16 protein-coding genes, 1 tRNA gene and 1 riboswitch are annotated in these 19,622 nt (G+C 60.6%); of the genes, 2 read left to right on the top strand and 15 right to left on the bottom strand.

Going from position 1 to position 19,622, the window contains the following annotated elements:
- Positions 1 to 80 precede the first annotated feature (80 nt).
- The 15 genes from U0L91_RS02385 to U0L91_RS02315 all read right to left on the bottom strand — a co-directional run bounded on the left by U0L91_RS02385 (position 81) and on the right by U0L91_RS02315 (position 18,326).
- Entirely contained in the window at positions 81 to 695 is a 615-nt protein-coding gene (locus U0L91_RS02385) for a TetR/AcrR family transcriptional regulator (RefSeq protein ID WP_330044573.1), read from the bottom strand.
- The gene (locus tag U0L91_RS02380; protein ID WP_330044571.1) at positions 685 to 5,121 is read right to left on the bottom strand and encodes an efflux RND transporter permease subunit; all 4,437 of its coding nucleotides are present in this window, start codon (positions 5,119 to 5,121) and stop codon (positions 685 to 687) included. Before U0L91_RS02380 ends, U0L91_RS02385 begins: the two co-directional genes overlap by 11 nt.
- Positions 5,122 to 5,283: 162 nt before the next feature.
- Positions 5,284 to 5,886, bottom strand: a complete 603-nt coding sequence (locus U0L91_RS02375; protein WP_330044570.1) for a folate family ECF transporter S component — start codon at positions 5,884 to 5,886, stop codon at positions 5,284 to 5,286.
- A gap of 88 nt (positions 5,887 to 5,974) precedes the next feature.
- A riboswitch (THF riboswitch) is annotated at positions 5,975 to 6,116 on the bottom strand.
- A 161-nt stretch (positions 6,117 to 6,277) separates the two neighbouring features.
- Positions 6,278 to 6,553: an HU family DNA-binding protein gene (locus tag U0L91_RS02370; RefSeq protein ID WP_330044568.1), complete on the bottom strand. Its 276-nt coding sequence runs from the start codon at positions 6,551 to 6,553 to the stop codon at positions 6,278 to 6,280.
- A gap of 210 nt (positions 6,554 to 6,763) precedes the next feature.
- A complete protein-coding gene (gene carB / locus U0L91_RS02365; RefSeq protein WP_330044567.1) occupies positions 6,764 to 10,003 on the bottom strand; it encodes a carbamoyl-phosphate synthase large subunit in 3,240 nt (1,079 codons plus the stop codon).
- 1 nt (position 10,004) lies between these two features.
- The gene (gene carA, locus U0L91_RS02360; RefSeq protein ID WP_330044566.1) at positions 10,005 to 11,135 is read right to left on the bottom strand and encodes a glutamine-hydrolyzing carbamoyl-phosphate synthase small subunit; all 1,131 of its coding nucleotides are present in this window, start codon (positions 11,133 to 11,135) and stop codon (positions 10,005 to 10,007) included.
- A gap of 61 nt (positions 11,136 to 11,196) precedes the next feature.
- Complete coding sequence (gene pyrE / locus U0L91_RS02355; RefSeq protein ID WP_330044564.1) at positions 11,197 to 11,793, bottom strand: orotate phosphoribosyltransferase; 597 nt, start codon at positions 11,791 to 11,793, stop codon at positions 11,197 to 11,199.
- 74 nt (positions 11,794 to 11,867) lie between these two features.
- Positions 11,868 to 12,776 carry a dihydroorotate dehydrogenase gene (locus U0L91_RS02350; protein ID WP_330044562.1) on the bottom strand — a complete coding sequence of 303 codons (909 nt, stop codon included), beginning with the start codon at positions 12,774 to 12,776 and terminating at the stop codon, positions 11,868 to 11,870.
- Positions 12,776 to 13,552, bottom strand: a complete 777-nt coding sequence (locus U0L91_RS02345) for a dihydroorotate dehydrogenase electron transfer subunit (RefSeq protein ID WP_330044560.1) — start codon at positions 13,550 to 13,552, stop codon at positions 12,776 to 12,778. The genes U0L91_RS02350 and U0L91_RS02345 overlap by 1 nt, the downstream gene beginning before the upstream one ends.
- A complete protein-coding gene (gene pyrF / locus U0L91_RS02340) occupies positions 13,533 to 14,399 on the bottom strand; it encodes an orotidine-5'-phosphate decarboxylase (protein ID WP_330044558.1) in 867 nt (288 codons plus the stop codon). The genes U0L91_RS02345 and pyrF overlap by 20 nt, the downstream gene beginning before the upstream one ends.
- A 13-nt stretch (positions 14,400 to 14,412) precedes the next feature.
- Positions 14,413 to 15,600 (bottom strand): dihydroorotase, encoded by a 1,188-nt coding sequence (locus U0L91_RS02335; RefSeq protein ID WP_330044557.1) that lies wholly within the window; start codon positions 15,598 to 15,600, stop codon positions 14,413 to 14,415.
- Between the two features lie 375 nt (positions 15,601 to 15,975).
- Complete coding sequence (locus U0L91_RS02330; protein ID WP_320865368.1) at positions 15,976 to 16,251, bottom strand: zinc-ribbon domain containing protein; 276 nt, start codon at positions 16,249 to 16,251, stop codon at positions 15,976 to 15,978.
- A 139-nt stretch (positions 16,252 to 16,390) separates the two neighbouring features.
- A complete protein-coding gene (locus U0L91_RS02325; protein ID WP_330044552.1) occupies positions 16,391 to 16,933 on the bottom strand; it encodes a sigma-70 family RNA polymerase sigma factor in 543 nt (180 codons plus the stop codon).
- Positions 16,934 to 17,044: 111 nt separating this feature from the next.
- Complete coding sequence (locus U0L91_RS02320) at positions 17,045 to 17,176, bottom strand: hypothetical protein (RefSeq protein WP_330044550.1); 132 nt, start codon at positions 17,174 to 17,176, stop codon at positions 17,045 to 17,047.
- 28 nt (positions 17,177 to 17,204) lie between these two features.
- Entirely contained in the window at positions 17,205 to 18,326 is a 1,122-nt protein-coding gene (locus U0L91_RS02315; RefSeq protein ID WP_330044547.1) for a sodium ion-translocating decarboxylase subunit beta, read from the bottom strand.
- 289 nt (positions 18,327 to 18,615) lie between these two features.
- On the opposite strand from U0L91_RS02315, the gene U0L91_RS02310 reads away from it, so the two are divergent.
- Together U0L91_RS02310 and U0L91_RS02305 are read left to right on the top strand one after the other, a co-directional pair.
- A tRNA-Leu gene (locus tag U0L91_RS02310) sits at positions 18,616 to 18,702 on the top strand.
- Positions 18,703 to 18,900: 198 nt separating this feature from the next.
- The gene (locus tag U0L91_RS02305) at positions 18,901 to 19,578 is read left to right on the top strand and encodes a DUF4097 family beta strand repeat-containing protein (RefSeq protein WP_330044546.1); all 678 of its coding nucleotides are present in this window, start codon (positions 18,901 to 18,903) and stop codon (positions 19,576 to 19,578) included.
- The last annotated feature ends 44 nt before the right edge of the window (positions 19,579 to 19,622 follow it).

Raw genomic sequence — 19,622 nt, 5'->3', positions numbered from 1 at the left:
ATTGGTGAATTTGCGGGAATGAAGTTGCTTTTGCCCGTTTTTTCGCACAAAGTTTTGAGGTAAAAGTCATACTTTTTCAGTCAGGTATTGCCGGTGGGCAGCGGCTGCAGGGCCCGATGGAGCAGTTTGCGCAGCTCGGTGAGGATGCCTTCGGGGCTGGCAATCCCGCTGCACTGGCCCACGCTGAGGCAGACAAGGCCCCCGAGCGCCGCGCAAAACAGCGCCAGATCGCAATAATTCCGGTCAAGGGTTTTCTCTGTCCGGCCGGCCTGCCGCAGACGGTCCACCGTCTCGCCGGTGATGGCGCGCAGTTCCCCGATCCGCCGGGCCACTTCCGATGCCATCCCGGCATCGGGGGTATTGATGTTTCCGGCAATCACCCGGTAGGCGGCCATGCGGGTCTGCATCAGGTCGGAGAGATACGTCGTGACCGCCTCTTCCAGGTCCTCCAGCGTCATGCAGCGGGCCATCAGGGTGCGGACGCGGACAATCTCGGTGTCAAAGCTGTGCAGCGCCACACCGCGCAGGATCTCCTCCTTGGAGGAAAAATACTCGTACACGGTGCCCTTGCCGATGCCGGCTGCCTCGGCAATCTGCTGCACCTTCATGGTCATCGGGTCCTGCCCCGACCCGATGAGCCGCAGCGTTGCCTCATAGATGCCGATTTCTCGCTCTTTGCGCAGATCAGGTGTCATTGCGGGTTCCCTCCTCGCTCGTGTCCGGTCCGGCACCGGACGGCAGATGCAAACGGCGGTGGCGGTCATCGCGGGGCGGCTCTTCCCGGTGTTTGCGGGCCTCAAATTCCGCTGCGAATTCCGCGGCATCGTCCGGCAGCTCGTCCATTCCTTCATCATCCACCTGAATGTTGAGCGGCGGACGGCGGTAGAACAGGTCATACAGCACCGGAACAATGAGCAGCGTCATCAGGGTGGCGTAGGACAGGCCGCCGATGATGACAATGGCCATGCCCCGGCCCATCTCGCTGCCCGGATCGGTGCTGATCAGCATGGTGACCATGGCAAGGACCGTGGTGAGGGTGGTCATCAGGATGGGGCGCATCCGGGTCCGGCCGGTCGCCACCAGGGCTTCGGTGCGGTCCAGGCCGCCGATCCGCAGCTGGTTGGCGTAGTCCACAAAGACAATGCCGTTGTTGACCACAACACCCATCAGCACAAGGAAGCCCATCAGCGTAATCAGCGAGAGCGGCTCGCCGGTCGCCATCAGGCCGAGCATGCCGCCGGTGAAGGCCAGCGGAATGGTGAACAGCACGATGAAGGGAGACAGCAGACTCTGGAACTGCGCCACCATAATAAAGTAGATAAAGGCCAGCGCCAGCAGCATCATCTTGACCATCTGCTGGATCATATCATTGATCTGGGTGGTCTCGCCGCCGATCTCGGCCGTACAGCCTTCGGGCAGGTCCAGCGCCGCCAGCTTGCCTTCCACCTCGCGGGAAATCAGCGTCGTGTTGTAGCCGTCCATCGTGTCGGAGGTGACGGCAATCATCCGGGAGGAATTCTCACGGTTGATCGTCGCATAGCTCTCGCCGGTCTGGCGGGTCGCGAACTCGCTGAGCTTGTGGGTTTCCTTGACGGTGGAGCCGTCCTCCGCCATGACGGTGGTCTCAAAGGGCAGATCAAAAATCTCATCAAGATCGGGGGTCTCGGTGGGATCGACGATCGTCACATCAAAGCTGTCGCTGCCCACCGTCAGCGTGGTGGCGGTGGATTCCGAGGTCAGGGCCTGGGCAATCTGCTGATAAACCTGCGCGACTGTCAGCCCGTAGCGCATGGCCTGGTCCTTGTCCACGACGATGCGCACCTCGCTGTCGCCGGCTTCCTGGCCGTTGGAGACATTCGTGATGCCCTCCACCCCGTTGAGCATCTGCATGACCGTCTCGCTCGCGGTGAGCAGGTCATCCAGATCATTGCCGTACACGTCGATCTCCAGGCCGCTGCCCGTCAGGCTGGTCATATCCATCGAACCGCTGGAGGCCACCGTGACCTCGCAGGGCAAACCGGCCGTCTTGTCGGAGATTTCCTGTTTGAGCGCATCCTGATGGCGGGCGCCGTCCTCATTGAGGAGCAGATAATACAGGAAGCTGGTCGTATCCTGCTGGGCGCCGCTCATGGCGGACAGGCCCGCCATGGCACCGGTGGCCGCACCGCCGGACATGGCACCGACCGAGTCGATGCCGTCCACCGTGAGCAGCGCATCCATGACCTGGTCGGCGGTCTGGAACGCCTGCTGGGATTCGGTGCCGTCCGGCACTTTGACCGTCACCGAAAGCTGGTTGGTGCTCATCTCGGGGATCAGCACAACGCCCATCGTGGCGACACGCCAGACCGAGAGCGCCAGCAGAACGACTGCCAGCGTCAGCGGAACGGCCTTGACGCGCAGGCAGAACCGAAGCACTTTTTCGTAGAAATTCAGGAACCGGTCAAACCAGGGATGGCGGATCTCTTTCTGTCTGCGCAGCACGGTGGAACCCGCACAGGGCACCACGGTGAGGGCCACAATCAGCGAGGCAATGAGGCTGTACGCGATGGTCAGCGCCATATCGGAGAGCAGGTCCATGACCATACCGCTGGTAAAGACCAGCGGCAGGAAGACGCAGATGGTGGTGAGCGTCGAGGAGATGATGGAGCCGGCCACCTGCCGGGCCCCCTGCACCGCTGCCCGGGGCGCGGGGACGCCGCGGTTGCGCAGGCGGTAGATGTTCTCGATGACAACCACCGAGTTGTCCACCAGCATACCGATGCCCAGCGCCAGGCCGGACAGGCTGAGAATGTTCAGGTTGATGCCGGTAAAGTACATCAGGACGATGGCAAACAGCACGCTGAGCGGCATACTGATGGCCACCACGAGGGTGGGACGCACATCCTTGAGGAAGAAGGCCAGCACGATGACAGCCAGGATGGCGCCCTGGATCAGGTTGGACAGGACATTGTTGACGATGAGCTCGATGTAGTCGCCCTGGTCCATGATCGCGGTCAGATGCAGGCCCTCATGCTCGGCCATGAGCTCCTTCATGGCCTCGGTGCTGGCCTTGGCCACCGTGGAGGTGGAGGCCGTCGAACTCTTGTAGACTTCCAGCACAACGGCCTGGTTGTGGCCCATCTTGGTATAGCTGTCGCCGGCGTTGTCCACGACCTCCACATCGGCCACATCGCTGAGCCGGACATCGCCGATGCCGTCCATGCTGCAGAGCAGCATATCCTGCAGTTCCTCTACGCTGGAAAAGGCATCCCCGACTTTGAGGACGTACTGCTCGTCATCCCCTTCCCCACCCTGGATATAGCCGGCGGGCATCGAGAAGTTCTGGGCACCGATCATGGCCGTCAGCGTGGACATGTCCAGCAGCTGGTCGAGGTTCGCCTTGCCGAGTGCTTCCTCACGGGCGGACTCATACTCCTGCCGGGCGGCATCCAGCTGGGTCTGTCCGGCTTCGAGCTGGGTGCGGCCGCTGTCCAGCTGGAACTGGCCCAGGGAAATCTGGGCCTGGGCGCCGCTGAGCAGCAGCTGGGTCGCCATACCGATCACGTCGGAATCGTTGGGGTTGGCTTCCAGCGATTCCAGGCTGCTCTGCAGCTGGGCACGCTGGTCATTGAGCTGGGAAAGCATACTGCGCGCCTTGTCCAGCTGTTCATTGAGGCTGTCCAGCGACCGCTGCAGGGCTTCCCGCTGGGTCTGGGTACTGGTGTTGAGGCTGTCCTCCGCTTCCTGGCGGGCCTGCACGAGCAATTCGGCATTCTTCAGGGCCGTCTTGGCCGTTCCCAGGCTGGTCAGGGCCTGGGCGTAGGGGTCCAGCGTGTCCCGGGTGGTCTGTTTGTCGCTGCGCTGGGTTTCAAGGGAGGTCTTTTCGTCGGTGGCAGTCGCAATGGCCTGCCGGGTCTGTTCCTGCTGGGCCGGGTCGGTCTGGGTTTCCAGCGTCTGCTGCATCTGGACGATCTCATTGTCCTTCTGCTGGATCTGCAGGGTCAGGCTCAGGATCTCGTTGTCCAGGCTGCTGCAGACCGTATCCACCGGCTGGCCGCCGGTGAGCGGCGCGGCCAGCTGCTGGAGATTCTGTTCGGCGCGCTCCACCGAGGAGAGCATGGCCGTGAGCTTTTCGAGGTGGGTCTCGGCATCCTCGAGGTTGGCGGGCATCGCCGAGGCGTCATACTGCGGGTCATACTGCGCCAGCAGGTCCCGGGTCTGGGCCAGCATGGCGTCGTCGATGGGCAGTGTGATGACCGGTGTGCCGCTGCCGTCCGCAGGCAGGCTGCTGAGCTTTTGCTGGATGTCGGCAATCTGCCCCTCAAGATCGGAAATTTTGCTTTCCAGCGCGGGAATCTGATCATTGAGCTTGGCAACGGCATCCCGCAGCTGCTGGGTCAGCGAAGCCTTCTGGCTGTCCAGCTGATCCTGACCGGCATCCAGCTGTTTCTGGGCTTCATCGAGCTGGGCCAGGCCGGCCTGCACCTTCTGTTCATTGTCATCCAGCTGCTGTTTGGCGTCGGCCAGACGGTCGCTGACCGTGACCAGCAGCCGGTCATTCACATCGTCGATCTTGTCCTGGTTCAGCGTGATCTGGACGGTCTGTTTGACCAGGCCCGTGGTGGAGACATCCGCCACGCCGTTGACACGTTCCAGGCGCGGCACAATGGTCTCCTCGGTCAGCTCGGACAGGTCATAGATGTCCATTCCCTCGCAGTCCACCGCCACATACTGGGTGGCCATCATGTCGGGGCTCATCTCGATGAGCGTCGGCGTCGAGGCCAGGTCGGGCAGCGAGTCCTCCATCTGGTTGACCGCCGTGCTGGCCTTGACCATCGCGCTGTCCATATTGGTGTCCTCTTCAAATTCCAGCACGATCATGCTGTAATTCTCGTTGGACTGGCTGGTCACATTCTTGACGCCGTTGATGGTGGAGAGCGCACTCTCCACCGGTTCGGTGACATCGGATTCCACCCGTTCGGGGCTGGCGCCCGGGTAGGTCGTCAGCACCAGCAGGTAGGGCAGGTTCATGTTGGGAAGCAGGTCGGTCTGCATCCCGAACAGGCTGACAAAGCCCAGCACCAGAACCAGAATGACGGCAACCAGCACGGTAAACGGCTTCTGTACACTGAATTTTGACATGGATTCAATCCCCCCGCAGCGGCTCTCCCCTGCCGGGATGGGCAACGAGGCACCGGCTGCGCATCTCTGAAATCTGACCGACCGGTCGGTCGGAAACTTTTCCAAGTATAACACAGGGCCCGCGCCTTGTAAAGGCCGGGCCCTGTGCCGAATGATCGGGATTCAATGGATGCCGGGTCGATTGTGGAGGAAACGACGGTCAAGATCGCGTTTTTCGGCGGCCGAAAGCACCAGCCACATCAGAACGACTTCCAGCGGGAGCAGGATGGTATTCTTGACAATCCCTGTGGTGAGGTAATAGAGGTATCCTTTGCCGTAGAGCATGGCTTTCCAGACGCTGCCCAGCAGCACATTGCTGCCGAAGTCGATGAGCAGCCGGGTGATGATGAGGCGCAGCACGGTGGGACGGCGGCGGTACAGCATGACGCCGTAGATCAGGCCGGACAGCATGGCAGTGATGAGGTATCCCGGGAAATAGGGTTCGCCGTAGCCGGCCAGCAGGAAGCCCACCGTGTCGATGACTGCCCCGGCGGCCATACCAACCACCGGGCCATAGCAGGCACAGCCCAGCCCGACCACGAGGAAGCTGAACAGGATCTTGAGGCTGTGGCCCATCAGATAGATCGGGAAGCTTTCCAGAATGATGGCAAAGGCACAGATCAGACCGGAAAAGGCCAGCACACGGACGTTCTTGAGTTCATCCGCCGCTGTGCGCCAGTAGGCGGCGGAGATGACGGGAAGCGGTTTGTGATCGCGGTTGCACATAAAAAATTCCTCCTTTTGTGCGTGTTGCCGCACAAAGGAGGAGACAGACCGGGTGTGCAACCACACCCGCCGTTGCACACCATCATGCAGCAGTGGGATGCGGGGCCAGCACCGCGGGCGCCGGAAGATGCACAAGGCACCTTCCGCGGCCTCTTCGTCCTGCCACAACTCCCCGTTGGTCAGGCACTGCGGCGGCTGATAGCCGCCAACGCGCGGGTCCCTACTCTGCGTTAAAATTCTGAATCCGTGTCCGGAATTCTGGTATCAGTATACCCCTTTTTCGCCAAATTGCAAGAGGGTATGCACCGTCTGGCACCGGACAGGCAAAAATATACCGCCCGCAGGTCCTGAAACCCGGGGCGGTATACCGTATCACAGCATCAATCAGCGTTTATTTGCTGACCTTTTCCTTCAGTCGGCCGCTGGCCTTGAAGCCCGGAATGGCGGTGGGCTCAAGCTGGCTGGTGACCTTCGTCTTGGGGTTGGTGAAGTTCTTGGTCTGGCGCTCACGCATCTCGAACCGGCCAAACCCGGCGATGGTAACCTTGTCACCGGACTTCAGCACATCCCCGATCGTCCCGAAAATCCCATCCATGATCTTTTCGACTTCGGCGGCGGAAACTCCCGTATCGTTTGCAACTTTCGTAATCAACTGTGATCTCGTCATTGTTCCTTTTCTCCTATTATAATGGGTGCCGCACAAAGCACCCCGTCTTTGTACGCAGATAATTATAGAGAAAATATCTCGCAGAATCAAGCGATTTTCCCAAAAACGCAAATCCATCTGCAAAAATCGTCAATTCTCACAAAAAGACGCTGCTTTCGGCGCAAACTTTGTCAGATAGGTGTACATCTGTTCAATTTTTGAAAATCGCTGTTATTTTTCCGCGGCAGCTTCCCGGTGGAGATGTGCAATATCCACCAGTTCCATCTTGCTGATATCATGGTCACTGCGCATAGCATCGACAAGAATCCGGGCGGTGTCCAGCGCCGTGATGCAGGGGATGGAAAGCTCCGTGGCTTTGCGGCGGAACTTGACGGAATCGCGGTGCGGGTCACGGCCATGGGGCGAGGTGGAGATGATGTAATCCACCAGACCGCTCTCCAGCAGGTCGATGACGTTGGGGCGCTCGCCGCTCATCTGGCGCACGACGCTGCAGGGAATCATCTGGCTGTTGAAGTAGCGGGCCGTGCCGGGCGTACCGTAGATCTTATAGCCGTAATCATGCAGCCGCCAGGCAAGTTCGGCGGCCTCCTTCTTGTCGGAATCCTTGACCGAAATGATCACGCAGGAGCCGGGGCCGGGCGTCTTGAACTGGTAGCCCGCGGCAACCAGGCCCTTGATCATGGCTTCGTGGAAGGTGGGGGCAATGCCCAGAACCTCGCCGGTGGACTTCATCTCGGGTCCCAGCATGGTATCCACGCCGTGGAGTTTGAGGAAGCTGTACACCGGCACCTTGACGGCCACATAGGGGCTCTTGCCGCCACGCCACAGGCCGGTGCCGTAGCCCATATCGCGGAGTTTTTCACCCAGCGTGCAGCGGACAGCCAGATCCACCATCGGAACGCCGGTGACCTTGGAGATATAGGGCACGGTACGGCTGGACCGGGGGTTGACCTCGATGACGTAGACCTTGCCGTCCTGCACGGCGTACTGGACGTTGACCAGGCCGACGACATGCAGTTCGCGGGCAAAGCGGCCGGTGTAATCCACCAGCGTGTCGATGACGCTCTGGGGGAAGTCATACGGCGGGTAGACACAGATGGAGTCGCCGGAATGGACACCGGTGCGCTCGATCTGCTCCATGACGCCGGGAACCAGGTAGTCGGTGCCGTCGCAGATGGCGTCGACTTCGCACTCGGTGCCGTAGATGTACTTGTCCATCAGCACCGGGTGGCTCATATCGACATGGGCCGTGATGACGCCCATATACTCGATGACATCGGCAGAGTTGTAGGCCACGATCATATTCTGGCCGCCGAGGACATAGCTCGGACGCATCAGGACCGGGTAGCCGACCTCCTGGGCAGCCTTGAGGGCCTCGTCCAGCGTAAAGACCGTGCGGCCCGCCGGGCGGGGAATGCCGCAGCGCTCCAGCAGCTCGTCGAAGCGCTCGCGGTCCTCGGCCTCGTCGATGGCATCGGCGGGCGTGCCGTAGATGGGCAGACCGATCTCATCCATGTGCTTGGCCAGCTTGATGGCGGTCTGGCCGCCGAACTGGACCAGGCAGCCGTCCGGTTTCTCGGTGGCGATGATGTTGTCCACGCTCTCGGGGTTCAGCGGATCGAAATACAGACGGTCGCCGGTATCAAAGTCGGTGGAAACCGTCTCGGGGTTGTTGTTCACGAGGATGGCCTCGCAGCCGTGCTTCTTGAGCGTCCAGACGGCATGGACCGAGCAGTAGTCGAACTCGATGCCCTGACCGATGCGGATGGGGCCGGAACCGAAGACCAGGATCTTCTTCTTGTTGCTCTTGTGCTCCTCGATGAACTGCTCGGCCTCGTTGACCTTGTCGCAGGTGGAGTAGAAATACGGCGTCTTGGCAGCGAACTCCGCGGCGCAGGTATCGACCATCTTGAAGCCGGCAACGTAATTGTCCATCGGCAGCTTGTCGGCGCCGGACAGGCGGAGGATCGTCTTGTCCAGGAAGCCGTAATGCTTGGCTTCCAGATACTTCTCACGGGTCAGTTCGCCGACCTTGAGGCCCTTCTCGATGTTGGCCAGGTGCTGCATCTTATCGAGGAACCACCAGTCGATCTTGGTGATGTCGTAGATGGTCTGGTGCGGCACGCCGCGCTTGAGGGCTTCATATACGCAGAAGGCACGCTCGGAATCCTGCACATGCAGATGTTCGATGACTTCCTCATCGCTGAGTTTCTCGAAGTCCGGCAGGGTCAGCGTATCCATTCCCAGCTCGATGGAAGAAACCGCCTTCATCAGGGCATGTTCAAAGTTGTTGCCGATGGCCATGACCTCACCGGTGGCCATCATCTGGGTGCCCAGGGACTTGTCGGCATAGACAAACTTGTCAAAAGGCCATTTGGGGTACTTGACCACCACATAGTCCAGGGCAGGCTCGAAGCAGGCGCAGGTCTCGCCGGTGACGTCGTTGGTGATCTCGTCCAGGGTATAGCCCAGCGCGATCTTGGTGGCCACCTTGGCGATGGGATAACCGGTGGCCTTGGAGGCCAGCGCCGAGGAACGGGACACACGAGGGTTGACCTCGATGACCGCATACTCGAAGCTGTCCGGCTTGAGGGCAAACTGGCAGTTGCAGCCGCCTTCGATGCCCAGCTCGGTGATGATGTCCAGCGCGGCGGTACGCAGCATCTGGTACTCGCGGTCGGACAGCGTCTGGCTGGGCGCCACAACGATGGAGTCGCCGGTATGCACGCCGACGGGGTCGAGGTTTTCCATGTTGCAGACCGTGATCACATTGCCCTTGTGGTCACGCATGACCTCGTACTCGATTTCCTTCCAGCCGGCGATGCACTTTTCCACCAGAATCTGATGAATGGGGGAAAGACGCAGGCCGTTGGTGGCAATCTCGTGCAGCTTTTCGGGGTCTTCGCAGATGCCGCCGCCGGTGCCGCCCATCGTGAAGGCGGGACGGACGATGACGGGATAGCCGATGACCTCGGCAAACGCCATGGCGGAGTCGAGATCCTCCACAACCTTGGAGGGAATGACCGGCTGATGCAGCTTCTCCATCGTATCCTTGAAGAGCTGACGGTCCTCGGCACGGTCAATCGTGTCGGGGCGGCAGGCCAGCAGGCGCACGCCCGAGCGATCCAGGTAGCCGCTGCGGGCCAGTTCCATCGAGAGGTTCAGGCCCATCTGGCCGCCCAGGTTGGGCAGGATGGCGTCGGGATGTTCCTTTTCAATGATGCGCTCCACCACTTCCGCGGTGAGGGGCTCAATATAGACATGATCGGCAATATCCGGGTCGGTCATGATCGTGGCGGGGTTGGAGTTGACCAGCACCGTCTCGATGCCTTCGGATTTCAGCGCGCGGCAGGCCTGGGTGCCCGAATAGTCGAACTCCGCGGCCTGGCCGATGATGATGGGACCGGAACCGATGACCAGTACCTTCTTGATTTTGGGATCTTTCGGCATCTCAGCGGCCCCCTTTCACACGGTTGATGCGGCGGACATTCTGCAGGAAACGGTCGAACAGGAACTCGGTGTCCTTGGGACCGCCGTTGGCTTCGGGATGGAACTGCACGGTAAAGCAGTTCCACTGCAGGTATTCAATGCCCTCGCAGGTCTTGTCATTGGCGTTCACATGGCTGACCCGGCCGACACCGGCAGGCAGCGTATCGCCCAGAACCGCATAGCCGTGGTTCTGGCTGGTGATGAAGGTGCGCTCCATCGCGAAATCCGTGACAGGCTGGTTGGCACCGCGGTGACCGTACTTCATCTTGGCGGTCTTGGCGCCGGCCGCCAGCGCGGTCAGCTGATGGCCCAGGCAGATGCCGAAGGCAGGGATGCCGGTTTCCAGCATTTCACGGATGTTCTGGATGATCTGCACGTTCTCGGCCGGGTCTCCGGGACCGTTGGAGAGCATGAGTCCGTCCGGCGCCAGAGCGGACAGCTCCGCCGCCGTCGTATGGCCGGGCAGCACCGTCACACGGCAGCCGCGCTTGGTCAGGCACCGCACAATGTTTTTCTTGCAGCCCAGGTCGAGCAGCGCAATATGCAGCGGCTCCTCCCCTTCCGCCACGCCCGCCGTGGGGGCGAAGCACTTGGGTTCGGTGCAGGTGACGGCGTCCACGGCGCCGACCACCGCATAGCGCTTGATTTCGGGCATGAGCGCTGCCAGACGGTCAGGCTCGGTGCGGGGATCAAATTCGGTGGTGATGGCACCGTTCATGACACCGCTCTCCCGCAGGGTACGGGTCAGGTCACGGGTATCAATGCCCTCGATGCCGATGATGCCGTTCTCCTTCAGGAAGGTGTCCAGCGTCTCTTCACTGCGGAAGTTGGACGGCGTTGTGCACGCCTCCCGCACAATATATCCTTTGGCCCAGATCCGGTCGCTCTCCTTGTCCTGGCTGTTCATGCCGTAGTTGCCGATGAGCGGATAGGTCTGGGTGATGATCTGACCGTAGTAGCTGGGGTCGGTGAGGGTTTCCTCAAAGCCGACCATGCCGGTCGCAAAAACGACTTCCCCGACGGTGGTTCCCGGGCAGCCGATGCTCTTGCCGCTCAGGATCTTGCCGTTGGCCAATATCAGAAATGCCTGCATGTGTTGCCTCGCAATCCTTGGTGTTGCTTCTGTCCTTCTTACATTTTCCATGAACGCTGCCTTACAGCGTCTGCTTGGCGGCCTGCTTCATCTTGCGGCTGCCCAGGTGCACCAGCGGCAGTTTGCCCTCCTTGCACAGCGGGCACTCCTCCGGCGCATAGTTGGGCAGATCCAGCTTCAGCGCGCTGGCCAGAATGGGAATCGGAGAGGGAGCTTCGGGGCGGGTGCGGTCCACCACGCAGGTGATGCCCAGGCAGATGCCGCCGGCTTCCTCGATGACACGCTTGGTCTCCAGGCTGGAGATACCGGTGGTCACAACGTCCTCGGCAATGATGCAGCGCTCACCGGGATGGATCGCAAAGCGCTTGAGCGTCATCACATTGTCCACGCGCTCGGTGAAGATCGCGCGCTTGCCCAGCTGACGGCCCAGCTCGTAGGCATAGACGATGCCGCCCATGGCCGGTCCCACGATGACGTCGATCTGCTGATCGCGCAGCTTGTCCGCGACGGCGGTCATGACTTCGGCACACTTGTCAGGATACTGCTGCAGATAGGCCATCTGGCAGTAGGCGCCGGAATGGCGGCCCGAAGAGAGCAGAAAATGCCCCTCCAAAAATGCTTCACATTCCTTCAGAACTTCGATTGCTTCTCTTGCCATGGTTGTTCCCTCCGTAATTTGCTGATTCAATATAGCACAATTTGTATATTTTTTCAATATTTCAGTATAAAAATTCAGTTCCGGGCACAGCCGCGGATCTCGTCCAGCGTGGCGACGCCGTGGGCGTCCATCCACTCACCGATCTCCCGGGTGATGCGCACGCAGGCCGTCGGGTCCAGGAAGTTGGCGGTGCCGACCTGAACGGCGGCGGCACCGGCCATGATGAATTCCAGCGCATCGGCGCCGGTCAGGATACCGCCGAGCCCGATGACCGGAATCTTGACGGCGCCCACCGCCTGCCACACCATGCGCAGGGCGATGGGACGGATGGCCGGGCCGGAGAGGCCGGCAAAGATATTGTCAAACACCGGGCGGCGCTTTTCGAGGTCGATGGCGCACGCCTGGAAGGTGTTGCAGAGGCTGATGCCGTCGGCACCGGCGGCTTCCACCGCGCGGCACATATCGGGCAGGTTTTCGGCCTGGGGGCTGAGTTTGACGACGAGCGGAACGGTGCAGACGCCCCGCACCGCCGAGACCACCTGTTCGGCGTCCACGGCACGGATGCCGAAGGCCAGACCGCCCTGCTTGACGTTGGGACAGCTGATGTTGAGTTCCAGCACATCCACACCCGCTTCGCAGAGCATCCGGACACCCTCCACATTTTCCTCAACGGTATGGCCGCCGAGGTTGGCCCACACCGAGGTGCCGCACTGCTTCATGGCAGGCAGCTCATGCCGGATGAAATGCTCCACACCGGGGTTCTGCAGGCCGATGGAGTTCATCAGGCCGGAAGGCGTTTCGAGCAGACGCTCGCCGGGGTTACCGGGCTGGCCGTACAGCGTCAGTCCCTTGCCGGAGATACCGCCCAGACGGGTCAGGTCCTCGATGTCGGCATATTCGGGGCCGAAGCCGAAGGTGCCGGACGCCGCGATCACGGGGCCGGCCAGCTGACGGCCGAAAAGATTCACACGCAGATCTGCCATCAGTCAAACACCTCCTCCGCCGGGAAAACCGGGCCGTCACGGCAGACGGTCTTGGGGCCCACCTTGGTCTGGCAGGTGCAGCCCAGGCAGGCGCCGAGGCCGCAGGCCATCTTGCGTTCCAGACTGGCATAGCAGGGAACGCCGTGCTCGGCGCAGAGTTTGTAGACCCCGCGCATCATCACCGTGGGGCCGCAGGTCAGCACCATCGCATACTGTTCGGGATGCAGAATCCCGGTGACAAGGCCATGGTAGCCCACCGCGCCGGAGTCGGTGGCAATGTTGATGGTCCGGCAGTAGGGCAGGAACTCATCCAGGCCATAGGGTTCATCCCGGAAACCGCAGTACAGGTCGGGCCGGCAGGCCAGCTGTGCCAGTTCCTTGCAGAGCTGCAGCAGCGGCGCCGTGCCGATGCCGCCGCCCACAACGGCGATGCCCTTGGTATCCGCCGCCTTGTCGGCAGCGGCCGCATCGAACCCGTTGCCGCAGGGGCCGGTCACCGTCAGTTCGTCGCCGGGTTCCAGCGCGGCCAGTTTGCGGGTCCCCTCCCCTTTGACCTGATACAGGAAGGTCAGGCGGCCCGTCTCGGGATCATAGTCCCGCACGCTGATGGGGCGGGACAGAATGGGGGTCTCGTTCGGCGCCCAGGCGCGGAGCATGAAGAACTGTCCGGCATGGGGCTCATGATCCTCGAAGGACCAGTCCACCGTCAGGCTGCGAATGTCCTCCGTCAGCACTTTGCGGTCCAGCACCTCGGTCTTACAGCTTATTGCACTCACCCTGAATGTCCTCCCTCATGCGTACACATTCCCGATAGGCCGCCTCATCAAAGGCGATGCCGGGCTGTTTGCGGTATGCGAGCAAGATGCCGCGGCTGGAGTTGACGACGCCGCCGTTGCCCTTGTTCAGATACTGGGCGATGTCCGCTGCCTTGCCGCCCTGCGCCCCGTAGCCGGGGATCAGGAAGAAGGTATTGGGATAGGCCGCACGGATCTCGGTGGCTTCCTCGGTGTGGGTGCCGCCGATGACCAGACCGATGCTGGAGTAGCCGGACTCGCCGGTATACTCCCGGCCCATCTCGGTCAGGCTGTCCGCCACCAGATCATACACATGGCGGCCGTCTTCCAGCTTCTTGTACTCAAAATCCATCGCGCCGGGGTTGGAGGTGCGGCAGAGCACAAAGACGCCTTTGCCCTGCTCGGCGCAGTACGGCAGGTAGGGACGGATGGAATCCAGACCCATATAGGGAGCCAGCGTGATGAGGTCCGCCTCAAAATCGCCGGTAAAGTGCGCCTTGGCGTACATCTCGGCCGTCTTGGCAATATCGCCGCGCTTGATGTCGGCAATCACCGGCAGGCCGGTGGCGCGGGCCATCCGCAGCGTTTCGGCGTAGGCGCGCATACCGTCCAGGCCCAGCGACTCATAGTAGGCAATCTGAACCTTGTAGCAGCCGGCGGCCGAGCGGGTCGCATCGATCAGGCGGCGGTTGAACGCCACCACGTTCTCACCGGGCGTTTTGGTGCTGTCCACGAAGTCCTCGGGCAGATAGCTGAACTCGGTATCCAGACCGACGCACACCGGGCCGTTGGCCGCCACACTGGCGTACAGTTTATCCATATTGGTCATGGTTTCTTCCTCCTTAGTTTTCCGCGCGATAGGTTACCTTGCCGCCCTTGAGGGTCAGCATGATTTTTCCATACAGGTTTTCCCCGTCATAGGGGCAGTTCTTGCTCTTGCTGTGCAGCGCATCGGCATGCACGGTGAACATCTGTTCGGTCTCCACCAGGACAATGTCGGCGTCATAGCCCGGCGCCAGACGGCCCTTGCGGTCGTCCACCCCCAGAATCTGGGCGGGGCCGGAGCTCATCAGGAAGCTGAGCAGTTCGAGCGGAAGGCCTTCCATCCGGCAGAGTTTTGTATAGCAGACGGCAAAGGCCGTTTCGAGGCCCACCATGCCGGCGGCACCCTTGGCCTTGTCCTCGGCCGAGTGGGGGGCATGGTCAGTGCCGATGCAGCTCACCGTGCCGTCCTTGATCGCCTCCACCAGCGCCGCCACATCGTCGGCTTTGCGGATGGGGGGATTGACCTTATACTGCAGGCGGGAGTCGTCAAACCACAGATGGTGCGGCGTCACCTCGCAGGTGACCCGGGCGCCGCGGCGGCGGCTCTGCCGGACCATATCGACGGCTTCGCGGGTGGAGACATGGCACATATGCAGCCGAGTGCCGTAATACTCGGCCAGGTGGCAGTTGCGCACCGTCTCGATATTCTCGGCCAAACGGTAGTCCCAGGGGCTGATCTCCCGGTCCTCCGCATGGGACATGACGGTCAGGCCGCGTTCCGCCGCAATCGCAAAGACGCGCGCCATTGTGGCGTTGTTCATGACGCCGTTGCCGTCCTCGGTGATAAAGCGGACATCCTCGGGCAGAGAAAGCAGGTGGTCGATGGTATGGCCGTCAAAGTTTTTCGTGATGGAAACCGTCTGGTTCACATCGCACAGCCCGATCTCGCGGGCCTTGGCCTCCACGGCGTGGGCAATCTCGGCATCCGAGCAGACCGGCTTGGTGTTGGGCATCAGGTTGACATAGGTATATCCGCCCGCGGCGGCCGCTGCCGAACCGGTGGCGATGTCTTCTTTATATTCATAGCCGGGCGTGCGCCAGTGACAGTGGGTATCCAGGAACGCCGGCAGGATGGTCAGCCCTTTTGCATCGAGCACTTCCTCGTCGCCGGGAAGCAGGCCGACACCCATCGCCTTGATCTTGCCGTCACGGATCAGGTAGTCATACACCTGGCCTTCAAAGTCCTTTGCGTTTTGAATCAGCATGGCGGTTGGTCCTCCTTCGGAATCGATCGTCGCCTGGGAACGGAATGCCGCTTTCCCGACCGCACGGGCAAAAAAATAACTTTTCCCCTAAAGGAAAAGTTAAATCAAATCTTCTTGCGCAGTGCGGGGAGAAACACTGCACCGTGGATTTTTTCGCATGCATTCTGTACTGCACGGCACCGCACCATGGCACACCGGTCCCCTCTCACATAATTTTTATTATTTTACCATGCCCGGTGCAGTGTGTCAACATTCGTCGCGAAAGTTGCAGAAGAGAGGATTTTTTGTATTTTTGTCGCAACTTTAGTCAATATGAACAAAAAACGCCGCTCCCTTTTTGGAGGGAACGGCGTTCACAGATGAATTCAGTTACAATCAGTTCTGCTTCATCTTGGCGAAGCACTCGCTGCAGTAGACCGGGCGGTCCTCACGAGGCTGGAAGGGAACCTTGCAGGCCTTGCCGCAGCTGGCGCAGACGGCGTCAAACATCTGACGCTCGCCGCGGGTGGCATTCTTGCGGGCATCGCGGCATGCCTTGCAGCGCTGGGGCTGGTTCTCGAAACCACGGCTGGCGTAGAATTCCTGCTCGCCGGCGGTCCAAACGAACTCTTTGCCGCAATCTTTGCATACCAAAGTCTTGTCTTCGTACATAGTGGGTATCTCCTCTTTGTTTAATTGCCCGCGGAAGAATTTCAACCAACGCTTGGGTTCACCAATGAACTGATTGCTAAGCTACTTGGGGCAGATTTATATATGACCAGGCAGATCTGCCTGAATCCTAAAGAAAGCCTTACGCTGTGCTCCGCAGCTTCCTGCGCGCACGGGAAAGCGCATTTTCCACCGCCTTGGGGGAACAGCCCAGCGTCCGGGCCGTCTGGGCAACGGTGCTGCCTTCGAGACTGGCCAGCAGGGCGTCCCGTTCCAGGGGGGAAAGATCCGTTTCGATCCGGTGCAGGACCGCTGCATGGCGTTCGCTGGCAATGGCCAGTTCCTCCGGTCCGGGTGCCGCAGAATCCTCCGGAAGCGGAACGCTGTCGTTGAGCGGCGCATGCTTTTTGCGGGTTGCGCGGCGTCGTGCATCCTGCTGCGCGTTGGCAATGCAGGCGGCAGCATACGAGGCAAACGGCACCTTTTTGTCGGGATCATAACCGCGGACCGCCTTGAACAGACCGATCAGGCCCTCCTGCACGGCATCCTCAAAGTCCAGGCCCGGTGCAACGGCACCGGCAGCTCCTTTGCGGATGGCAGGCATCATCCGGGCGATCAGGGCGGCAAGGGCACTTTCCTCCCCCGCCTGAGCTCTGCGCAGCAATTCTTCTTCCTTTTGCTGCATGGCGGCTCCTCCGTACGGCATTCCGGGCGATTGCGGTTGTCCTCATTTTACCTTTTCAAATGGCGTTTGTCAATAAACATTTGGCGTATTCCCCCCGCAAAGCAGGGATTTTTACTTCTTTCCGCCGCTGAAATGTTCCAGGGCCTCCACCATGGCCACAATAATCAGCGTCACGATAAACACGCCCATCCAGCCGATGCCGGCCTTGGGCAGAACCTGCCAGAACAGTTCGAGATTCATCATATCATCAAGCTCCTTTCTGTACCGCCGATCAGCCGAACAGCGTCAGGATCATGCCGCCGGCAATGACCGAGGCAATCTGACCCGAAACGTTGACGCCCACCGCATGCATGAGCAGGAAGTTCTGGTTATCCTCCTGCAGGCCCATCTTGTTGATGACGCGGGCGGACATCGGGAACGCCGAGATACCGGCCGCACCGATCATCGGATTGATTTTGGTCCGGGCGAAGATGTTGTAAACCTTGGCCACCAGAACGCCGCCCACCGTATCAAAGATGAAGGCGATCAGGCCTAGGCCGAGGATCATCAGCGTTTCGGGCGTGAGGAAGTACTCGGCGCGCATCCGGGAAGCCACGGTCAGGCCGAGCATCAGCGTGATCAGGTTGGCGAGCACTTTCTGGGCGGTTTCGGACAGGCTGTCCAGCACGCCGCATTCCCGGATCAGGTTGCCGAACATCAGGAAGCCGACCAGCGCGACACTGCGCGGCACAAAGATGCCGGCAATGACGGTGATCACAATGGGGAACAGAATTTTGGCCGTCTTGCTGACATCATTCTGCGCATAGGGCATCCGGATCAGGCGTTCCTGCTTGGTGGTGATCAGACGGATCACCGGGGGCTGGATGATGGGGACCAGCGCCATATAGGAGTAGGCCGCGACAATGATCGCGCCCAGGTAGTTGGATTCCAGGAAATTGGCAACAAAGATCGAGGTGGGACCGTCGGCGGCGCCGATGACCGCAATGGACGCCGCATCCTTGAGGTCAAAGCCGAGCAGGGCTGCCATGCAGAGCGTGAAGAAAATGCCGAACTGAGCCGCCGCACCGAAGATCATCAGCTTGGGATTGGAGAGCAGCGGCGTGAAGTCGATCATCGCGCCGATGCCGATGAAGAGCAGCAGCGGGAACAGTTCATTGGAAATTCCCGCATCAAACAGCACATCCAAAGCGCCGACCTCGGTGCCGGTCTCGAGGTTCTGGGTGACGGCGCCGGACAGCGGCAGATTGACCAGAATGGCACCGAATCCCATGGGCAGCAGCAGCGAGGGTTCCATCTCTTTCTTGATGGCCAGCCAGATCAGCGCCCCGCCGATGACCCACATCACAACCTGCTGCCATTGCAGGTTGAAAACATTTGCGAACAGTTCCTCCATAGCACGTTTCCTTTCTGAATGTTCTGAACGGCCGCACATCGCAAAAGAAAAAGACCCCTGCCGTCGAAGGACTGATCGCCTCCGGCGGCAAAGGTCTTGCTTGTTTCATACAGTCCACGGGCCGTTCGCCGTACTGACGTGGTCTGCAGGCATCCCCACGGGAGAGATGCCAGCTACTCCCCTTTGCTTACCCCTATGATACGGGATTCCCACCGCCTTGTCAAGGCGCCCGCCGAAAATAAGGGTTGATTTTTTTACATTTTGGGAGTATACTGATTGAGTAATTTTTGCCGGTGTGTTGGAATTGGCAGACGAGACGGACTCAAAATCCGTTGGTGGTGACACCGTATGGGTTCGACCCCCATCACCGGCACCAGAATGCCGCGAACAGTCTTGCTGTTCGCGGCAATTTTTTAGGTCCGGCCGCAGACCCCGGAGGCAGTCTGCGGCCGGACCCTGACAAGTGAAGCATCCGGACCCGGGCACGGGTTTCTTTGGCCTCCGCTGCGGCTGCGGAGGTTTTTTTCTTGTTAAAAATCTGTCGCACCGCGCAATCCAGGAAGGAGTGTTTTTGATGAACAGGCTCAGTGGAATTGTGATTGTCCTTTTGTCAGCGGCCGTGGTGCTGCTCGGTACGGCGCTGCTCTCCCGGCAGACCGGTGCCCCGGAGGCCGGCGCGCCAAGTGAGTCCCGGGAGACTGCAACCGCAGCGCCGGACGGCAGCTCCGGGGAGACAGCGGACCTGAACTGCATGGTGCAGTCCGGTGCCCTGCAGATCATCCGCGGGGAAGCCTTCGGGATTTCGGAGGGAGCAGACGCCTGTGAAGCCACCTTTGCGGACGGTGTATACACGGTCACTGCCTTTGGCACCGGTGAGCCGGTTGTGGTGACCGTGCCGCAGGAGATGACCTTCAGCCGCATCACGCTTTCCTCGACCGGCGGCAGCCTTGATGCTGAAGATCTGGACACCGAAGAGTTGTCGGTCAGCTGCGGGCAGGGTACGCTGCGTTTTTCGGGCAGCGTGACCTCCGGTGCCGAGGTGGAGCACACCCAGGGGGAGACAAGCCTGGAACTGGACGGTGACCCCGCCGCGTTCAACTACGACCTGTCCTACGAGATGGGACATATCCAGGTGGGAGAGCAATCCTATGCCGGCAGTCACGGCAGCCAGTCGATTGACAACGGCAGTGAAAAGACCATCCGCGTACACTGTTCGATGGGCAGTGTGGACATCAGCTTCTCGGCGGCATGACAAAAGCCCGGTTCCCGAACCGTTGCGTCGGGAACCGGGCTTTG

The sequence above is a fragment of the Gemmiger sp. genome, from assembly GCF_036306485.1.
In the GTDB taxonomy this organism is placed as follows: Bacteria; Bacillota; Clostridia; order Oscillospirales; family Ruminococcaceae; genus Gemmiger.
This window is presented reverse-complemented; position numbering and strand designations above follow the sequence as displayed.